18 protein-coding genes and 1 pseudogene are annotated in these 18003 nt (G+C 60.7%); 9 read left to right on the top strand and 10 right to left on the bottom strand.

What is annotated here, in order from left to right:
• The first annotated feature begins 1 nt into the window (after window position 1).
• A complete protein-coding gene (locus tag LAO20_10685) occupies window positions 2-493 on the top strand; it encodes a chemotaxis protein CheX (protein ID MBZ5531887.1) in 492 nt (163 codons plus the stop codon).
• 77 nt (window positions 494-570) lie between these two features.
• Here LAO20_10685 and LAO20_10680 read toward each other — a convergent pair whose 3' ends face one another.
• Window positions 571-2073 carry a hypothetical protein gene (locus tag LAO20_10680; protein ID MBZ5531886.1) on the bottom strand — a complete coding sequence of 501 codons (1503 nt, stop codon included), beginning with the start codon at window positions 2071-2073 and terminating at the stop codon, window positions 571-573.
• A gap of 364 nt (window positions 2074-2437) precedes the next feature.
• On the opposite strand from LAO20_10680, the gene LAO20_10675 reads away from it, so the two are divergent.
• A complete protein-coding gene (locus LAO20_10675) occupies window positions 2438-3244 on the top strand; it encodes a DUF92 domain-containing protein (protein ID MBZ5531885.1) in 807 nt (268 codons plus the stop codon).
• Between the two features lie 63 nt (window positions 3245-3307).
• On the opposite strand, the gene LAO20_10670 is transcribed toward LAO20_10675, so the two are convergent.
• On the bottom strand, window positions 3308-3901 hold the full coding sequence (locus LAO20_10670) for a YdcF family protein (GenBank protein ID MBZ5531884.1): 594 nt from the start codon (window positions 3899-3901) through the stop codon (window positions 3308-3310).
• On the bottom strand, window positions 3901-4539 hold the full coding sequence (locus tag LAO20_10665; GenBank protein ID MBZ5531883.1) for a threonylcarbamoyl-AMP synthase: 639 nt from the start codon (window positions 4537-4539) through the stop codon (window positions 3901-3903). Before LAO20_10665 ends, LAO20_10670 begins: the two co-directional genes overlap by 1 nt.
• Window positions 4540-4930: 391 nt before the next feature.
• Between LAO20_10665 and LAO20_10660 the strand changes: the two genes are divergently transcribed.
• The 6 genes and pseudogenes from LAO20_10660 (at window position 4931) to LAO20_10635 (ending at window position 9401) form a co-directional block, all read left to right on the top strand.
• Window positions 4931-5212 carry a hypothetical protein gene (locus LAO20_10660; protein ID MBZ5531882.1) on the top strand — a complete coding sequence of 94 codons (282 nt, stop codon included), beginning with the start codon at window positions 4931-4933 and terminating at the stop codon, window positions 5210-5212.
• Window positions 5213-5297: 85 nt separating this feature from the next.
• A complete protein-coding gene (locus tag LAO20_10655) occupies window positions 5298-6146 on the top strand; it encodes a DUF692 domain-containing protein (protein MBZ5531881.1) in 849 nt (282 codons plus the stop codon).
• Between the two features lie 44 nt (window positions 6147-6190).
• Window positions 6191-6999: pseudogene (locus LAO20_10650) on the top strand (DNA-binding domain-containing protein).
• A 50-nt stretch (window positions 7000-7049) separates the two neighbouring features.
• Window positions 7050-7529, top strand: coding sequence for a DoxX family protein (locus LAO20_10645; protein ID MBZ5531880.1), 480 nt, complete (start codon window positions 7050-7052; stop codon window positions 7527-7529).
• Between the two features lie 70 nt (window positions 7530-7599).
• Window positions 7600-8505: a hypothetical protein gene (locus LAO20_10640; protein MBZ5531879.1), complete on the top strand. Its 906-nt coding sequence runs from the start codon at window positions 7600-7602 to the stop codon at window positions 8503-8505.
• A 56-nt stretch (window positions 8506-8561) separates the two neighbouring features.
• A complete protein-coding gene (locus LAO20_10635; protein ID MBZ5531878.1) occupies window positions 8562-9401 on the top strand; it encodes an RNA methyltransferase in 840 nt (279 codons plus the stop codon).
• A 226-nt stretch (window positions 9402-9627) separates the two neighbouring features.
• Here LAO20_10635 and LAO20_10630 read toward each other — a convergent pair whose 3' ends face one another.
• Window positions 9628-10422: a DUF3383 domain-containing protein gene (locus tag LAO20_10630; GenBank protein MBZ5531877.1), complete on the bottom strand. Its 795-nt coding sequence runs from the start codon at window positions 10420-10422 to the stop codon at window positions 9628-9630.
• Window positions 10423-10560: 138 nt separating this feature from the next.
• Here LAO20_10630 and LAO20_10625 point away from each other — a divergent pair, with 138 nt between their 5' ends.
• A complete protein-coding gene (locus tag LAO20_10625) occupies window positions 10561-11937 on the top strand; it encodes a replication-associated recombination protein A (protein ID MBZ5531876.1) in 1377 nt (458 codons plus the stop codon).
• A gap of 224 nt (window positions 11938-12161) precedes the next feature.
• On the opposite strand, the gene LAO20_10620 is transcribed toward LAO20_10625, so the two are convergent.
• From LAO20_10620 to lnt, 6 genes are all read right to left on the bottom strand, one after another.
• Window positions 12162-12383, bottom strand: coding sequence for a hypothetical protein (locus tag LAO20_10620; GenBank protein ID MBZ5531875.1), 222 nt, complete (start codon window positions 12381-12383; stop codon window positions 12162-12164).
• 121 nt (window positions 12384-12504) lie between these two features.
• A complete protein-coding gene (locus tag LAO20_10615; protein MBZ5531874.1) occupies window positions 12505-12915 on the bottom strand; it encodes a CoA-binding protein in 411 nt (136 codons plus the stop codon).
• 95 nt (window positions 12916-13010) lie between these two features.
• On the bottom strand, window positions 13011-13628 hold the full coding sequence (locus LAO20_10610) for a DUF4919 domain-containing protein (GenBank protein MBZ5531873.1): 618 nt from the start codon (window positions 13626-13628) through the stop codon (window positions 13011-13013).
• Window positions 13629-13692: 64 nt separating this feature from the next.
• A complete protein-coding gene (locus tag LAO20_10605; GenBank protein ID MBZ5531872.1) occupies window positions 13693-14988 on the bottom strand; it encodes a hypothetical protein in 1296 nt (431 codons plus the stop codon).
• Between the two features lie 12 nt (window positions 14989-15000).
• A protein-coding gene (gene prfB / locus LAO20_10600) for a peptide chain release factor 2 (GenBank protein ID MBZ5531871.1) occupies window positions 15001-16099 on the bottom strand; the annotation gives its coding sequence in 2 pieces (ribosomal slippage) (window positions 15001-16029 and window positions 16031-16099; 1098 coding nt in all).
• 5 nt (window positions 16100-16104) lie between these two features.
• The gene (gene lnt / locus LAO20_10595) at window positions 16105-17721 is read right to left on the bottom strand and encodes an apolipoprotein N-acyltransferase (protein ID MBZ5531870.1); all 1617 of its coding nucleotides are present in this window, start codon (window positions 17719-17721) and stop codon (window positions 16105-16107) included.
• Between the last annotated feature and the right edge of the window lie 282 nt (window positions 17722-18003).

The following is an 18003-nucleotide window of genomic DNA, read 5'->3' as shown; positions in this document are numbered from 1 at the left end:
CATGAAAATGGAGCTGATTCAACCGTTCATCAACGCGGCGGACGCCGTGCTGGCGGAGACCTTGCAGTCCACCACGCGCATCGGCGAGGTCACCATGGATGAAGATGCGTATCGCCGCAAAGGCATTGCGTCTCTGGTGACCATCAAGGGCGATATTGAAGGCCGCATCATTTTTGACGTTGATGCGTCCACCGCGGCCAAAGTCGCCAGCCGTCTGTCCGGATCGCCGATGCAGGTGAGCGACGAGGTAGCGCGCGAAACCGTGTGCGAATTGGCCAACATGGTGACCGGCAGCGCCGTCACCGCGCTCAACGACCAGGGTTTTCAATTCAAGGTCTATCCGCCGGTGGTCCACCTGGACGAACTGGGGGAAAAGAGCAATGAGGACCAGGAATCACTGGTCATGTGCTTTGATACTGACAGCGGCCACGTCTTCATGAACATCGCCATGCGCTACAATCGCCGCCGCCGCGCGGACCGGCGTCCCTCTTAAGGTTCCATTTCCTTGCAACGGTCTTGAAAAAGAAAGGCGGCTCTCGCCGCCTTTTCATTTTTGCCTGGAAATTCCGGCTACGGAATCATCCGCACCATGAACGATTGCTGCGCCGGACACGGCAACGGCACCGTCTTATTAAAGTTGGGATCCAGGGCAGCTACGCAGTTGAAATCCTGTTGCGGGGTGTGGAAACTCGGCGGCACGCTGCTGACCGAGACATCCACCGGAGGATGGAAGATGGCATTGGTCGCGGTGCGGATGATGTCCATGGACGGCGTGGAGAACGTCCTGTCAGGAAGCGGCGGCCCCGGCAAACAGGGCAGCGCGATGCAGCCTCCGCCGGTGGTGGTGCACGGGGCAACGGTGCAGCTCGGGTTATGCATGTTGTCTTTGATGGTGGTGGTATCATGCGCGCCCACCACATACACTCGCGAACTATCGGTGGCCGAATCTATGGAAACCGCTCCCGGGGCCACGGTAATGATGCCCGATTCGTGCAGCGCCACGGCGTCAATCACGCTGACCCGGTTGCCGGTGCAAAGGGGAAGGTGGGCTGCGTCGAGAAGATTGATGTGATTGGTCCCAGCGGGGCATCCCCCCAACGCGGCGTACGCGCGCGTGCCGTCGGCCAGCACGGTCAGGGACGTGGGCGCGGCGGTAAGGATGATATCGGTAATCTTGCGCGGCAGCACCTGGGGAACGGCCGCCAGATCAATGTCATTGGCTTTGATCACGCTTACAGTGTTGTCGCCGGTGTTGTTGACCCAAACCCGCTGGTTCTTGCCGTCAAACACGGCAAAGTTCGGGGATGACGCAGCTGACAAACCCACGGGAATGTTGGCGATCACGATGTCCAGGAGAGTGTCAATCGCGCTGACCGTGCCGTTGCCCTGGTTCACGATGTAAACATGCGAGCCGTCCGAACTCATCACGCCCCACACCGGCTGCGCACCCGCGCCCAGCCCGATGTTGCCAAGGACCGTGTTGTCCGTAGTGGAGATGACTGTGAGATTATCGCTGCCGTGGTTGATCACGTAAATTTTGCTGTTGTTGGCGGCGCCCACCACCGCCACCGGCTGGCTCCCCACGGTAACAGTGGCTGTGACCGCCAGCGAGTTCGATGAAATCTCGCTCACGTCACTGCTGACGCTGTCAGCCAAGTAGAAATTGCCAGTGCTGCTGGCCGCGCCCGCAATGGACCCGCTGGCCGTGGCGGGCAGCGTGACGATATTGGGATTGATCGCATTGCTCAGCAGGCCAATGTAGCTGGTGACCGTCTTGTCGCTGTTGGTGATAAAGACGCGGTTGATGTTCTTGCTGAAAAACACCGGGCTCGGACCGGTGGAAACTATGCCCACCTCGGTGTCACCCAGGACGTCAATGTGCATCATGCTGCCGTTGCCCGCGGGATTTTGCGACAACACCACGGCGTGCGTGGTGCACCCAGTGCAAGGGTCGCCTCCCGGGGCAGGCAGCGGCACAATGAACTGCCGCAACGTGTCATTGCAGCCGGCCACCAGCGCTACCGTCAGTGCCGTCAGCAATATCAGCCAAACGGCCTTGGTTCTTGAGATCATTAAGATGACTCCACCGGACCTACCGGGATGAACGAACTAAACTGAGATTATTGCGAGGAATTCATTGTAGCGGGTTATCCGCCCGGCGCAAAGACGTTCCCGGCATTTTCGTATAACATTCGGCTTGCCACAGCGTAGTCCCCTTAATCCGCACGGGCCTGCTGTTTCGAACGTATCGAATTGACGGCAGCGATTGGGCAGCTGCGATTGCGGCAGTTTAACAGCCGCTGCGAAGGCGGCGATTTAACAGTTATGATGCAACCATCGCGCAACTTGACCGCTTTCCCGGAGGACCACGCTGGCTACCACTGGCCGAATCAAGCCTGACGACTGGGTCGCCCTGGCTGCCGCCGCGGGCCTGATCGTGGTGTTTGCCTGGCTCGATCACGCCCGGCTTGGGCTCGCACAACCGGCGCCCGTCGCCCGGCATCTCCTGATTGCCCTGGGCCTCACCACGGCCTTCGCGCTTCTGGGCTGGCTGGCCAGCGGAGTGGACGCCTCCGGCGGGCTTGCCGGGTTCGCCGTCGCCCTGGTCTTTGCGGCGCGCGACCTTGCGATGTTCTGGGTCTTGCTAGTGGTCTTCGCCGTAACCCTGTTGGCGACCCGTTCCGGCGCGGACCGCAAACGGCAACTCCGCGGCGGCGAGTACCCGAACGGCGACGAAGTTCAATTGAACGAAGTCCAAAAAAGAGATGACCGGCGCGGGCGCTCAGCTTCCCAGGTCATGGCCAACCTGGGCGTGGCGGGGCTCATCGTCGCGGTGGCTCCCTTAGTTTCTCCTGCGGTCTGGCCGGTGCTGGCTCTGGCGGCATTGGCTGAAGCCGCGGCCGATACCTGCTCCAGTGAAATCGGCATGGCCTTCCCGGGCAAGACGGTCTTGATCACCACTTGGAAATCCGTCCCACCCGGCATGGACGGTGGCGTCAGCCTCTATGGCACGGCGGCTGCCCTGCTGGCCGCTGGGGTCGTCGCGGGCACAGGACGCCTGCTGGGACTGGTGCCCACGCACCTCTTGGTGGCGATCGTTCTCGCGGGCTTTCTGGGATCGCTGGTGGATAGCCTGCTGGGCGCGCTGCTGGAACGCCGCGGCTGGCTCAACAATGACGCCGTCAACCTGCTGGGTACGGCCACCGCGGTGGGGATTGCCTGGGTGATGGTTTGGAATCTTTGAGACGTCCCGCTGGGATTCGCGCTCATTCGCGCAAATTCGCGGCCGTCTCTTCTTCTCGCTCTATCACGAAATATGCATCAGCCACATCGTGTAGCTGGCAATCTCATGCCATGCGGCTTCCTGGCGTTTCAGAAAAGTCTGCGGCACGGAGTTGGCGCGAGGAGCGCCATAGACCTGTGTCACCCCTTCGCGGCCCATCATCTTTTTGATGCGGAAGATATGGTAGGCGTCGCTCACCGCCAGGCAGGAGTGCATGCCGTTCACGTACATGATGTTGGCCACGCGTCGCGACGACGCTGCCGTGTCCGGGCTTTGCGTCTCGGCGATGAGCGCGCGGTCGGGAATGCCCAGCGTCTTCAGGTAGTCGCGGCCAACTTCGCCTTCACTGTAACGGGGATCGGCGCCGGCGCCGCCGGTGGTGATGATCAGCGGAGCCATGCCGTGGCGATAGAGTTCGGCCGCGTGGTCCAGCCGCGCGCGGTACACCGGTGAAGGGCGTCCGGCATACTCGGCGGCGCCAAAGACTACGATCACGTCGGCGTGGCGGGCTTCATCGCCCGACGCCCGGCGCACCACGAAAAAGTACACTAGCCCCAAGTACGCCAGCGCGGCCAACAGCAACGCCAGCAGCCATTTTGTCTTCCGCTTTGCGGCCATTAATTCAGGAATTTCTGCAATTCACTTTCCGGGATGGCGCCCTGGCGCAGGATGGTCACCCGGCCCGGCTCGCTCATGTTGATGATGGTGGAGGCCACGTCGCGCGGGCTGGGGCCGCCGTCCACGATCAAACCAATCTGCTTGCCCAGTTGCTGGCGGACGCCGTCAGCGCTGGTGCACTCGCTGGCCCCGCTGATGTTGGCCGACGTGGCGGTAATCGGCACCCCGGCGGCGCGGATCACCTCCACCGGAATGCGCGCGGCGGGCAACCGCAGCGCCACGTTGCCGGTATTGGCCGTCACCTTCAGCGGCAGCCGTTCTGACGCGTTCACGATGATGGTCAGCGGGCCCGGCCAGTACTTGCGGGCGATCTCGTAGAACTCCTCCGGCAGGTCGCGCGCCAGGTATTCGGCCTGCTCCACGCTCTCAATCAGCAGCGAAAGCGGCTTGTGCCGGCTGCGGGACTTGACGTCATAGATCAGGTCCACCGCGTGCAGGTTGAAAGGGTCGGCGGCCAGTCCGTAGAAGGTGTCCGTGGGCATGCCGGCGACCTGGCCCTTTTTGATCTGGTCAGCCACATACGAAACCATGCGCGGGTCAGGATTATCAGGATTGATTTTTACGATTTCCGCAGTCAAAAAACAGCTCCTCTGGAGGACGGGTGACGGCCCTTGCTGCTTCCGGGCGCGTTCCGGGTAGGTTCGGCTGCCCCGGACAAACGACTAAGAATAAACGGTTTTTGGGAAAAAACCTAGGCCCAGGTTATGCTTTCGGCTCCCCCGACGCCCGAAATTTGACCTCCGTGATACCATCTTCCGGTCGTTTCTTCGGCCAAAATCTCAGGTTCGTCTGTGTTTGCCTGTCCAGGCTGGCGCCGGCGCCCGAGAAAAATAGGGAGCGAGAGGCAATCTAAGTCCTGATAGCCCTTCGTACCTCGGAAAGATCGTTAAACGAGGCCGGTTGTGTAGTCTAGGCCCCCCGGAAACAGACAACACGTAAGACCACTTAAACGAAGGAGACTGACTGAATATGACGAAATCGATTCGCGCACTGCTGGTTGGCGCTGCACTGACTGGGTTCGTTGCGGGCACAAGCCTCGCCGCTGCTGCAAAGACCAGCGACGACAAGCCCAAGGCCGCCGACTCCGGCAAGAAAGCCACCAAAGAGAAGGTTGACAAACACTCCTGCAAAGGAAAGAACTCCTGCAAAGGCAAAGGCGGCTGCGGGGAAACCAAGGGCAAGAATGACTGCAAAGGCAAGGGCGAATGCCGCACCGACGGCAAGCCAATGAAAGAAGCCAAGAAAAAGTAACGGGTCTCTCACTCTCTCGGAGGGCCAGATGGGAAAGCCCCCTGGCCCTCTGAATTTTTTAAACGGACTCATTCATTCCTGACTTATGCCTGCTAATCGCTTCAACGGCCACACCGACTACGGCGTGGGCATCGGCCTCCGCATCCCCCACTACCGCCACATCTTCGAGAAGAAGCCGGTGGTGGACTGGTTCGAAATCATCTCAGAAAACTTCATGGTGGATGGCGGCCGCCCGCTGCACACGCTGGACCAGATCCTGGAACGTTATCGCGTGGTGCAGCACGGCGTCTCCATGTATTTTGGTTCGGCGGAGCCCCTGAACCGCGAACACCTGCGCCGCCTCAAAACCTTGGTCAAGCGCACCAAGACCCCCTGGCTCACCGACCATCTCTGCTGGGGCAGCGTGGACGGACGTTACTCCCACGACCTGCTCCCGATGCCCTACACCTTCGAAGCCGCCAAGCGGACGGCGCAGAAGATCCGCGAGGCCCGCGACTTCCTCGAAGTCCCCATATGCGTGGAGAACGTGAGCAGCTACGCCGAATATCACGTCTCGCAGATGACCGAATGGGAATTTTTGAATGAAGTCGTCGAAGACGCCGACTGCGGCATCCTGCTGGACGTAAACAATATTTACGTCTCTTCGCGCAACCACAATTTCAATCCTTTGGATTATCTCACCAGCGTTTCCGCCGACCGCGTGGCCCAGATCCACATCGCCGGCCACTCCAAGTACGAAAAATACATTCTGGACACGCATGACCACCCGGTGATTGATCCGGTCTGGGAGCTCTACGCCAAAGCCATTGAGCGGGTTGGCCCCACGGCGACGCTGCTGGAGTGGGACGATGAGATTCCTTCCTTTGAAGAAGTCCACAAGGAAGCGCTCAAGGCCAAACGCTTTATTCCGGACAAGGCAGCGGTGGCATCGTGAGGGCGCGTCATCAGTCCGGCGGCGCGAATGAACCTGGCGGGGTTATGAATTTAGAACAACTCCAGAGCGCGGTGTTTGACGTAGTGCGGCAGCCGCTGACCGATGACGAACGCATGCGCCCTACCATGCTCGACGGGCGCTCTTCGCGCGAAATCGCTGAGGCCATCATCAAGCCCAATGACCGTCTGACTTCGGTGGAGCGCCTGGAAATCTACAACCGCGTCTACTGGTTCCGCATCCTGTCGTCGCTGGCGGACGATTTTCCCGGCCTGAGGGCGGTCATCGGGCAGAAGAAATTCGACCAAGTGCTGCTCGCGTACCTGACGGAACTGCCGTCGGAGTCTTTCTCCCTGCGCAACCTGGGCGAGCGCCTCGAAACCTGGCTGCGCGCCCATCCGGAATTCACTCCCAAGCACGAGCGCCTGGCCCTGGACATGGTGCGGCTGGAGTGGGCCGATATCGAAGTCTACGACGCCGCCGAGCTGCCTGCGCTGAAGCAGGAAGACCTGGGCAATCTGGGCGAAGACCCGCGCTTCCACCTTCAGCCCTATCTGCGGCTGCTGGACCTGGCATATCCGTGCCGCGCAAGCGAGGCCACCGCGCGGCCCTGCCTCGCGCCAAGCAGATCTATCTGGCGGTCCATCGGCAAGAGAACGTGGTTTACTTCAAACGTCTAGAGCCGGAGGCATTCGCCCTGCTGGGCGCGCTGCGACAAGGCAAGACTCTGGGCGAAGCCATTGAAGTCTCCGTGAATTGGAGCAATCAAAAAGTGGAGCACGTGACCGGACAGCTGCACGGCTGGTTTGCCAACTGGTCGTCGCTGGGCTGGTTCTGCCACGCTCCCCAAGACTAAGGACTTTCCCAAGACTCAAGACTAAGGACGAACGGAGAACGCCCCAGCCAATGATCAAGAAAGCTGAAGTCGCCTACGCGTGGTTTCTGAAGATTGCTGACGGCTGCCAATCGCCCTTTCTTCTGTTGGTCCGCCTGTTTTGGGGATGGCAATTTTGGCAGTCCGGGTGGGCCCACCTCCACGACATGCCAAAGTTCGTGGACTTCTTCATCAGCCTGGGGATTCCCGCGCCATCACTCAACGCGCATTTCGTCGCCGTGCTGGAATTCGGCGGCGGCATTCTGCTGGCCCTCGGTTTGGGATCTCGCCTGATTTCCCTGCTGCTTGCCGGGGACATGCTGGTGGCCTTCATCACGGCGGATCGCGAAGCCCTGCTCTCCATCTTTTCTGACACTGACAAGTTTTACGCCGCGGCCCCGTACACGCTGTTGTTCGCGTCTTTACTGGTGCTGTTTTTTGGACCAGGAATGTTTTCGCTGGACACCCTGGTGGCCCGCTATTTCAAGAAACGCCAGACTGCCGCGGCATAGCGCGGCACGCTACAATGAGCGTCTGGTGACATCCCTTGCCGCATTCTCTCGTCCGCGAAAGCTAAGAGTATTGCTGTTCCCTATTCTGACGCTGGTCGGCCTCAGCGGAGGAACGGCCGGTCAGAAATCAGACGCACAACTACTCATCCTGGCGGTTCCGAGCGGGAAAATTGAGGTCACGCTGCCGGACGAGCAGCTCAGCATCGCCCGCGATGATATTCTCGCCTGGATCAAGACGGCAGCGCGCACGGTTTCGACGTACTACGGCCGGTTCCCTGTGCCGCACCTGACCCTGCGCGTCCGCACCGACGACCGCTCCGGCGTCCATCGCGGCGTTACCTACGCTAAAGACGGCGGACTGATCCTCATCAGCGTGGGACGAGACACCAGTCTCGACGCACTGAAAGATGACTGGACGCTTACCCACGAGATGGTCCATCTGGCATTTCCTTCCATGGGGGACAACCATCACTGGATTGAAGAAGGCATCTCCACTTACGTGGAGCCGGTGGCCCGCGCGCAAGCCGGCGGTCTTCCCGTGGACGAAGTCTGGCGGCAGTTCATTCGCGACATGCCCAAAGGCCAGCCGCAATATGGCGACCACGGCCTGGACAACACCCCAACCTGGGGACGCACGTACTGGGGCGGCGCCATGTTCTGCCTGCTGGCCGACGTGCGCATCCGCGAGCGCACCCACAACCGCAAAGGCCTGCAGGACGCCTTGCGCGCCATCCGCAACCACGGGGGCGTGATCAGCCAGGACTGGGACTTAGAGAAAGCCCTGGCCATCGGCGACAAAGCCACCGGAACCAAAGTTCTGCAGGAGCTGTATGCGGAGCTGCGCGACAAGCCTTCCCCGGTGGACCTTGACGAGCTTTGGAAGAAGCTGGGCCTTGCTCTTGACGGCCGCGACGTCCATTACGACGACCAAGCGCCGGAAGCGGCGATTCGCAAGGCCATCACCGCGCGCAAGTAGCGCGAAGCACGCACGTCTTTCACGCGGTCCCCCGCAATCGGTATGATTACATCCAAATGCCCGCCACTGACGACACACGTTTGCGTCCCATCGCCAGCCGCCAGAACGCGCTGGTAAAGGACCTGCGCAAGGCCTTTACCCAGAGCGAACCCACCAGCGAAGGATTCATCGCCATTGAAGGCATCCGCATGATTGAAGAGGCCCTGCGCAGCGGGCTGCGCTTCCAGGCCATCTTCTTCAGTGAGAGTGCGCGCCACCACGCCACGCGCCTGATGCCCCAAGTTTCCAGCCACACGGAAGCTCTCCTGCTCCCCGATGACATTTTTTCCAGCGCCGTGAGCACGGAAACGCCGCAAGGCGTGGCCGCATTGGTGAAGCTGAAGCCCGGCAAACTCGAAGACTTGCTGGAACAGGTGAACGACAACTTTCTCGCCGTGGCCGCCGCGGGCATTCAAGATCCGGGAAATTTGGGTACCATTATCCGCTCGGCGGAGGCTTTTTCCGCGCGCGGCGTGCTGCTGGGAGAAAACACCGTGAGCGCATTCAACACCAAAGTTGTCCGCGCCAGCGCGGGGAGCCTGTTTCGCGAACCGCTGGTCCGCGTGAAACTCGCTCCCGCCATCGCGCAGATGAAGCAGGCCGGCGTGCGGGTGCTGGCCAGTTCGTCGCATAAGGGCAAGGCGCTCGATCAAGCCGACTTCACCGGCGCGCTGATGATCGTGATCGGCAATGAAGGCGCAGGACTGCCGGCGGAAATTCTCGCCGCAGCCGATGAATTGGTCACCATTCCCCACTCAGCGCGGGTGGAGTCATTGAATGCGGGGATCGCGGCTTCAATATTTCTGTACGAAGCGGCAAGGCAGCGGCAGAAAAACCTTACGGCTGATGAACGCTGATGACACAGATAAGGCAAACGCAAGATGCTTTGCCGCGTGTCCGGGGATCCTCGCTACCCCACGGACTTCGCGTGGTGGGGCAGGCGGCCTGGCTTGCGCGGCGAGCAGCCTGCAACGGGAGCAGAAGGCTCTCCCCCACGAGCGATGCCGGCAAGCGAATTCGAGCGACAACAAATAAAGATCAGCGTCATCAGCGTTCATCAGCGGTAAGGTTTTTGAATCGGTTTTAAGGCCGGCTGAGTGTTCCCGCCACGGTGTCGGCAGCGCAGGGGCCGCCTTGAACGAACATCGAGACATTCAGCGTCTTGGCGGTCGCGTCGGTGGCGTCGGCCTTGAAGTTGAAGCCGTTGGCCCCACCTTGAAAGTTGCCGCTGGAGTGCGCGCCAAACACCAAGCCGCCGCCAACCACAGAAAAAGTGGACGTGGTAAACCCGCACGCCGCGGGAATGCCGCCTACCGTCGCGTCACCGCCCGTGAGTTCGATGAAACCGGTGGTCAGGACCGTTTGTGAGAGGGCGCCCGACCAGCTAATCGGCACGGCTACGCCACCGTGCGTCAGCGTGAGCGTGCCGGAGTAGACGCCACTCAGGTCCTGCATCTGGACGCCGGTGGCCGAGCCGCTGGCCACGCAGCCGGCAGTCCCGGTCATGGTGAAAGTGGCGGCGGAGATGGTCTTCCCGTCGGCGCTGACCGTGCCGTCCAGGTTAAGCGACGCGCCCGCGGCGGACGCAAACAGCGATAAAGCTCCGCCCGCCTTAATTGAGCCGAACACGTTGAAGACGCCGACCTGGCATGAGGTGACGGAGTCGCTAAGGATGATCCCGCCGGTCACATTTCCGGCGGTGGTAGCGAGAGGTCCGCCGATGGCGCCAAACGTTCCCAGTTGAAAGCTGTAGTTGCCGCTAATAGGCGGCAACCCCTGTCCCGGAAGTGGTGTTGGCTGGCCGCCTCCGCAGCCGATGCAGAGAGACAACGTTGAGGAAAGCAGCACGGCACAAATCAGCTCGCCCAGCTTGCGCATAAGACCTCCATTGCGACTCCAGCCCAGACCTGGAAGAAGAGACCTGCCACCAGCAAACCACTCTCCGCAGGCAACCCCGCGGCTGTGATGGTGTTTATAATTTGACGACATCTGCGGTCATTTGGTCATCAAGAACCTATGGGCTTGTTTCAACCACTCGCGGACGCACCGCAATCCAAAGGCGCGCGCCCCCTCGCCGACCGCATGCGGCCGCGCACGCTGGACGAGTTCGTGGGACAGGAGCACATCGTGGGCCCGGGCAAGCCGCTGCGCCTGCAGATTGAGCGCGACGATCCCGGCTCCATCATTTTCTGGGGGCCTCCGGGGACGGGCAAGACCACGCTGGCGCAGATCATCGCACACATGACCAAGGCAGAGTTCATTGAGTTTTCCGCCGTGCTCTCCGGCATCAAGGAAATCAAACAGGTCATGGCGGACGCGGAGAAGGCCCGCGCTTACGGAACGCGCACCATTCTTTTCATTGATGAAATTCACCGCTTCAATCGCGCCCAGCAGGACGCGTTTCTTCCCCACGTGGAGCGCGGCAACATACGGCTGATCGGGGCCACCACGGAGAACCCGTCGTTTGAGATCAACGGCGCTCTGCTTTCGCGCTGCCGGGTGTACATCCTGAATCCGCTGAGCGAAACGCTGATCGTCACGTTGCTGCGCCGCGCGCTGGAAGACCAGGAGCGCGGTCTGGGCAAGATGAACGTGCGGGCCGGCGAAGCGGTCCTGCAGCAGATCGCCGCTTATACCAGCGGCGATGCCCGCGCCGCGTACAACGTGCTGGAAGTGGCGGCGGCGACCGCTGGCGACGGTGGCGAGATTACTGAGCAGATCATTAAGGACACGCTGCAGAAGCGCGTCCTGCTCTATGACAAGTCGGGCGAAGAGCATTACAACCTGATTTCGGCGTTGCACAAGTCCGTCCGCAACAGTGACGTGGACGCGGCCCTTTACTGGCTGGCGCGCATGCTGGAGTCGGGCGAAGATCCGCTGTACATTGCGCGGCGCGTGGTGCGCATGGCGTCAGAAGATATCGGCTTGGCGTCGCCGGAAGCGCTGAACCTGTGCCTCTCCGCCAAAGACGCCATTGATTTCCTCGGCATGCCGGAAGCGAATCTGGCTCTGGCCCAGGCCGTCGCGTACCTGGCGCTGGCGCCCAAGTCGAATGCGCTTTACGTCGCCTACGGCGAAGTTCTGGAGGACGTGGAAAAGACCGCGGCCGAGCCGGTGCCGCTGCACATCCGCAATGCTCCCACCACGCTGATGAAGAGCGCAGGTTACGGCAAGGGCTACCAGTACGCGCACGACCTGGAAGAGAAAGTCGCCGACATGCAGTGCCTCCCAGACAACCTGCGCGACCGGCGGTATTACCATCCAACGCAGGAAGGCCGGGAAAAACTCTTGGCGCAGAGGATGGAAGAGATCAGAAGGTTGCGTGAGGAAGCGCGGAAGAGCAGCTCAACCACAAAGGACACGAAGGAAGACAAACGGAAGAGAAAAGAGTAGCTCGTCAAACGCCCAGGCGTAGCACGGCGCCACCGCGCCGAAGGGACATAAGGCCCGGCACCCACGGGAGCAAGAAGCACGTAACACGCCGGGAAAGGGGATGGCGGAGCAGATTCCTCGGTCGCTACTCGCGCGCTGAAAAAAGCGCGCACTCGCTTTACGCGACTCTCGGAATGACAAGACTTAATCAGACTTTGTGTTCGATGGTGTCTTTTGTGGTTAAGCTATGCGGACTTCGCCGCAATCCACCATTTCCTCAGCGCCACCAGAGACCATACGGCTTCCACAACTCCAAAGGGCCACGCGCCTTGCAGGAAGCCATAAACCGAAGCCAGGACGCACGATCCAGCGAACGCCAGGATGAACCAGCGGCTGCGCTTCTCCAAGGCGTAGAAGACCATCATGGCGGAGACGGCGACGAGTCCAAAAGCTGTGAGTGAATTCACGCAGACGTCCTTTGAAGGAGCTTCCTGAATCGGGCTACTTCACACGATAACCTGGGGGCTGCGAGCGCGGCCCCTTTTCTTCTCCGTGCCTCCGTGTCTCCGTGGTGGATTGACCGGTGATTCACCTGAACCGTGCCCGATGCTCCTTCAGAATGCACTTGTCCATCACCACAAAGATTCCCGCCTGCCGGGCCTTCTCCGCGGCGCGCTCGTCGATCACGCCTTCCTGCAGCCAGATGGCGGGGACTTTGAGGCGGATGGCTTCGTCCACGATATCGGCGACAAACTCCGAGCGGCGGAACACGTCCACGATGTCAATCTTGTTTTTGATGTCGGAAAGTGACGGCACGGCCTTCTCGCCCAGCGCGCCTTTGATTTCCGGGTTCACCGGAATGATCTTGTAGCCATGGCTTTGCATGTAGGCGGAGACGCCGTAACTGGGCCGCAGCGGGCTGTCCGAAAGCCCCACCACGGCAATGATGGTGGCGTTCTTCAGCAGGTTACCGATTTCGTCAGTGGCGCTGGGGTTCATAGTTTGAGTGTTCAACTTTCTGGACGTTCAATCGTTTACGGCAGTCGCCATCGGGCTCGCGAGCGCGGCTCCAGCCTTGGGCGGAAGTCGCGGCGTCATTTCATCTTTACTTCGTAACTTTTGAAAGGAATGTCCGCGTTGAAATACAGCGTGACGGCCTCGCCGGATTTCTTGTCTTTGGCCTTCATGACGTCATAGGAATGTCCTTTGTCATGCAGCAGCGCCTGACCCTGCGGCTGCAAGCCGAGCATGCTCAAGACCACATACTCTTCGTGGACAGTAACCACAACATAGGCGGTCTCCGGGGTCTTGCCGTCGCCGGAATGCAGGATGGAGTCGACCAGTCCCTTGAACACCGCGCGATGAAACTCCGCCTGCTTGACCTCGCCCAGTTCGCGACAAGCCGTGAACGCATAGAAGTGTGCGTCCAGATCAGTGTAGTTGTTCTCCAGCACTACTTCTGCAGTCTTGATCACCTGCTTGAATTCCCGCGCCTTGAAGGCCTCGCTCATCTTGGTTGATTCTTCAGACGTGTCTTTGGCGTTCTTGAACTCCGGCGAATCAACGTAAGAGATGCGCAGGCGGGCAAAATCCACAGATTGGTCGCCGCTCTTCACCCGGTCGCGGAGAGCGGCATACTCGGAAGGCTTATGGGCTTGGGCGCGGACGGCCAGCGGCACCGTGAGCGCAGTCAACGCCACCGCTACAAGCAAACAAGATTTGATTCTGCGCCGCATATTGATTGTGACCAGAGCGTCTGGCGGGCGAGCCGCCCGTTTACTCCTCGCTCTTGATCTTGCCTCCTGAGAGGGATTTCTCCTTATAGTACTTCTGCGCCACCTTGCGAATGGTTTCAGAAATGCTGCGGCTGTGCTGCATGCCCTTCAGGTCGTACACCAGCAGCATTTTCACCAGAGGCAAAGCAATGTCCAGGGGGCAGCGGGGATTCTGCACCAGATTGCGGACCACGTGATAATTCTTCATGTAGCGGCGGTTGCGCGCGATTTCGCGAAACACGTTCTCCCCCAGGTTCTTGGCCGAAGCAAACGTCTCCACTTCAGGGTCCGTCAGTTTGGGCGAAGACAGCACGGCGTTCTGCACCACGCGGGCGCCGTCGCGAATCAGAATGGCCCTCTCTTCCTTGTTCCCGGTAAAGGCCAGCTTCACGCGCTCAGAAGCGCTCAGGCGGGAAACCTTCTGGAGCGGGGTCAGCTTCTTCTCCGCTGCCTGGCGGGCCGTTCTCTTGGTTTGCGCCGCCAGCGCCGCCAAGGCCAGATGGTCGGAAACCGGCGAAGGTGTTATTTCTTCCGCGCCGTCCGCCGCGCCGGGGGAAGCTGCTTCACGGGCCGCTTCGTGGGTTTCCTCGTGGACTTCTTCCGCGGGCGCGCTTCCGTCATCTTCAGGCAGCCCTTCACCCATCAACTGAAAGGCTTTGCCTTCCTCGGCGGCGACTTCTTCGGCATGCTCCTTGAGCCATGCGGCGTGCGCGGCAACGGTCTCCGGATCGTGCTCATCGCCATCCGCGTGCGGGCTCGCGGCCTTCACGCCAATCTCCACGTCCGCCGGGCTCTCCGTTACCGGGCCACTGGCGGCGGCGATTACGCTCTCCGCCAATGCGCCACCTTGGAGTTCCGCGAGTTCGTCCGGCATGACCCGCGGGTTGGTGGAGAGCGATTCCATGATCGCCGGTGAGCTGCGGGCGCGCGGGCTGGCCAGCAGCATGTGCACAATCTCCCGCGGACACGCGGCGGCAAGCTCCATCAGCATGGATTCGGAAATGGCCGGGTTTTCGATCATGGCCGGCATCAGCGCCGGACGCCGGTTCTCTTCCACCCAGAAATATCCCAGGACTTCCGGCGGCGCGGCACTGTCTTTCACAATTTCCATGGCCGCGTTCAGGTCCCATCCGGCCAGCGTCAGTTTGGCGTCCTGGCTGAACACCGGGTTGTGGGTGAGGTACACCAGGATTTCCAGCATCTCCCCGGGAGGGACGGGCAGCGCGCCATTTGCCGCGGTGCGCATGGCGCCCGCGGGTAAAGCGTTGCGTTTCATCTGGTCCAGGATGCTTGCCATAGGCCTGCGCTATTATCCCTGATTTCGCCGCGCCATCAGATAACCGCGAATGAACGGGCGCAAATCGCCGTCCAGAACGCGGTCCACGTCTCCCACTTCGAGCTTGGTGCGATGGTCCTTCACCATCCGGTAAGGATGCAGAACATACGACCGTATCTGCGAACCAAAATCAATCTCCAGCTTGGTGTCTTCCACTTTCCGCGTGGCTTCACGCTTCTTCTCCAACTCGTACTCATAAATCTTGGAGCGCAGAATCTTGAAGGCCTTGTCGCGGTTCTTGTGCTGGGAGCGTTCATTCTGGCAGGCCACCACGATGCCCGTGGGAAAGTGGGTGATGCGTACGGCGGAGTCGGTGGTGTTCACGTGCTGGCCGCCTTTGCCGCCGGAGCGGTAAGTGTCCACGCGAATTTCTTCCGGCTTGATATCCACCTGGATGGAGTCATCAATTTCCGGCGAGACGAACACGCTGGCGAAGGAGGTATGCCGCCGGCTCTGCTGGTCAAAGGGCGAGATGCGCACCAGGCGGTGCACGCCGATCTCGCTGGTGAGCAGGCCGTAAGCGTAGTCGCCGGTCACGGTAAACGTCGCCGACTTGATGCCGGCTTCCTCCGCCGGCTGCAGTTCCGCCATCTCCACGGGAAATCCTTGTCGCTCCGCCCAGCGCAGGTACATGCGCATGAGCATCTCCGCCCAGTCCTGTGATTCCGTCCCGCCGGCGCCGGGGTGGATGGTGACGATGGCGTTGCGCATGTCATTTTCGCCGGAGAGCAGCGTTTGCGTTTCCAGCTTCTCGGCGATCTCCCGCAGGTCGTTGATTTCTTTTTGCAGTTCGGCGGTGACGGCTTCGCCTTCGCGGGCCAGATCAAAATAGGCCCGGATGTCTTCCATGCGGCGCGCCAGATCGGAGTCCATGGCCAGGGAATCTTCCAGGCGTTTGCGCTGGCGCATGAGCGTCTGTGAGCGCGCCTGGTCAGTCCAGACGCTGGGATCGGCAACTTGTTTTTCAACTTCGGCTAATTGCGCTCGCACGGAGGGCGAGTCAAAGATAGCTCCGCAGGTCCGCGACTTTGTCGCGCACGCTGGAGTATTCGCGTTCGAGTTCTTCCACCATAGTTCCTACGCCGGGCGGGCTTCAATCATGGTGGGCGCCCGTATGCGCCACCGCAAAAACACCGCCAATATTGAGATTACCACACAGCTCCAGGCAAAAACGTCGCCGTAGCGGGCGTACACGGTGATATCGCTGACCGGGGAAAACGGGGCCACCAGGGCGGTGCGCACGTTGCGCTCCGCGCGCGTCACGATCCGCCCGTAAGGATCAATGGACGCGGTGATTCCGCTGTTGCTGTCAATCAGCAGCCAGCGATGGTTTTCAATCGCCCTCATGCGGGCCATCTGCAGATGCTGAAAATCCGCGCCGGTTTCGCCGTACCAGCCGTCATTGGAAATGTTGATCAGCACCTGCGCGCCGTTCAGGGTGAACTGCCGCACTTCATTGGAAAAGATGGACTCATAGCAAATCACCACCGACGCGCGGGAGCCGTCCAGGTCAAACACCTTGCGTTCCGTCCCCGGAGTAAAGTTGCCCACCTCCCGGGTGAGCTTTTTGGCGAAGAACAAAACGTCTTTGAAGGGGACAAATTCGCCGTAGGGGACCAGGTGGATCTTGTCATAGCGTCCGGCAACGCGGCCTTGCGGGTCCATGACCAGGGCGGAGTTGTAGATGTTGGGCTCGTCGGCGGCGTTTGCAACCGGCGCCACGCCGGTGGCGCCCACAATCATGTAGGACTTGGTGTCCCGCGCGATCTCCGTCAGCCAGTACTGCAGGCGCGGGTCGGAAATGATGAACGGCGCGGGCGATTCCGGCCACACGATCAGCCCCGGCGCGTGCCGGACGGGCTGTTTCTTCTGTTCTTCCACGCTGAGCAGCGCCAGCGCGCCAATGGTCTGGTCGTAATACTGCGGCGTCCACTGCACCAGGTCCAGCACGGGGACGTTTTCCTGCACCAGCAGGGCCTGTCGCGAAGCGGCGAACGGCTCAGGCTTGGCGAACACGCCCATCTGCAGCGCGATGGCCGCGGCCACCGCGGAAATCAAAAGATTGATGCGCCGGCGCCCCATCAGCAGCAGCCCGGCAACAAACGCGCAGTTCACCAGGACCACGGTAAAGGTCAGCCCGTAAACGCCGGTGACTTCGGCAATGCGCGCATAAGGAATGTTGTCCACCTGCGCGCCTCCCAGCGGCAGCCAGGGGAAGCCGGTCACGCGGTCGCGATAGAGTTCAATCGCCACCCAGAAGAACGGCGCCAGGAACAACGGCCGCCGGTTTCCGAAGGACGACCGCCGGGCCATCAGCACCACCAGCAGTCCAAACACCGCATGGTGCAGGCCGTAAGCCAGGGCGGCGGCAATCATGATGGGAATCACCGCCAGCAAATTCAGCCCGCCAAAGCTGGTCATCACGCCGTAGACCCAATAACACGTGCCGAAATACCACACGATGCCGCTGGCCCATCCCAGCAGGAAGCCTTGCCACAGCGTGAACGGCCGCAGCGAGCGCCCTTCAGAATCCACCACCGCGCCTTCGCCTCCAGGGCCGCGCAGCAGCGCGTACAGCAGCGGGACCAAGGCTATCCAGCAAAGAAAAAACAGGTTGATCTTGGGGAAGACGAGAACTTGCAGCCCGCCGGAGAGCAGGGCCAGGTACCATGCCTTGTTGGGAATGGCTCGCACGCGTAGGCGATTTTAGCAAACCCAGTTTGTTTTGATTAAGCGCAGGCGCGGGACTACAATCAAAAGCGTGCATTTCGTGGTCCACTATGTCTTGCCGGTGTTTCAATATTTCTTCCTCGCGGGGCTGATCGGGGCGATACCGGTCATTATTGTTACAGCCATCAAGACGGCCCATAGCATGTTTGAGGGAGACGAACCGGTGCGGGACCACAAGGTATAAGCGAAGAAAATTGAGGCGTGAGCGCGGTCCTGCAAAACCAAGATCAACTGGTTGGCAGCGGC

The sequence above is a fragment of the Terriglobia bacterium genome, from assembly GCA_020072815.1.
Taxonomy (GTDB): Bacteria; Acidobacteriota; Terriglobia; order Terriglobales; family Acidobacteriaceae; genus Angelobacter.
The sequence above is the reverse complement of the archived record's forward strand: the minus strand, read 5'-3'. Positions and strand labels throughout refer to the sequence as shown.

Excerpts from the sequence above, each read along its gene's own strand:
- LAO20_10625 (MBZ5531876.1), top strand. The coding sequence starts at position 10,561 with ATGGGCTTGTTTCAACCACTCGCGGACGCACCGCAATCCAAAGGCGCG.
- LAO20_10680 (MBZ5531886.1), bottom strand. The coding sequence starts at position 2,073 with ATGATCTCAAGAACCAAGGCCGTTTGGCTGATATTGCTGACGGCACTG.
- LAO20_10685 (MBZ5531887.1), top strand. The coding sequence starts at position 2 with ATGAAAATGGAGCTGATTCAACCGTTCATCAACGCGGCGGACGCCGTG.
- LAO20_10615 (MBZ5531874.1), bottom strand. The coding sequence starts at position 12,915 with ATGAACCCCAGCGCCACTGACGAAATCGGTAACCTGCTGAAGAACGCC.
- LAO20_10635 (MBZ5531878.1), top strand. The coding sequence starts at position 8,562 with ATGCCCGCCACTGACGACACACGTTTGCGTCCCATCGCCAGCCGCCAG.
- LAO20_10655 (MBZ5531881.1), top strand. The coding sequence starts at position 5,298 with ATGCCTGCTAATCGCTTCAACGGCCACACCGACTACGGCGTGGGCATC.
- LAO20_10605 (MBZ5531872.1), bottom strand. The coding sequence starts at position 14,988 with ATGGCAAGCATCCTGGACCAGATGAAACGCAACGCTTTACCCGCGGGC.
- LAO20_10670 (MBZ5531884.1), bottom strand. The coding sequence starts at position 3,901 with ATGGCCGCAAAGCGGAAGACAAAATGGCTGCTGGCGTTGCTGTTGGCC.
- LAO20_10645 (MBZ5531880.1), top strand. The coding sequence starts at position 7,050 with ATGATCAAGAAAGCTGAAGTCGCCTACGCGTGGTTTCTGAAGATTGCT.
- LAO20_10660 (MBZ5531882.1), top strand. The coding sequence starts at position 4,931 with ATGACGAAATCGATTCGCGCACTGCTGGTTGGCGCTGCACTGACTGGG.
- LAO20_10630 (MBZ5531877.1), bottom strand. The coding sequence starts at position 10,422 with ATGCGCAAGCTGGGCGAGCTGATTTGTGCCGTGCTGCTTTCCTCAACG.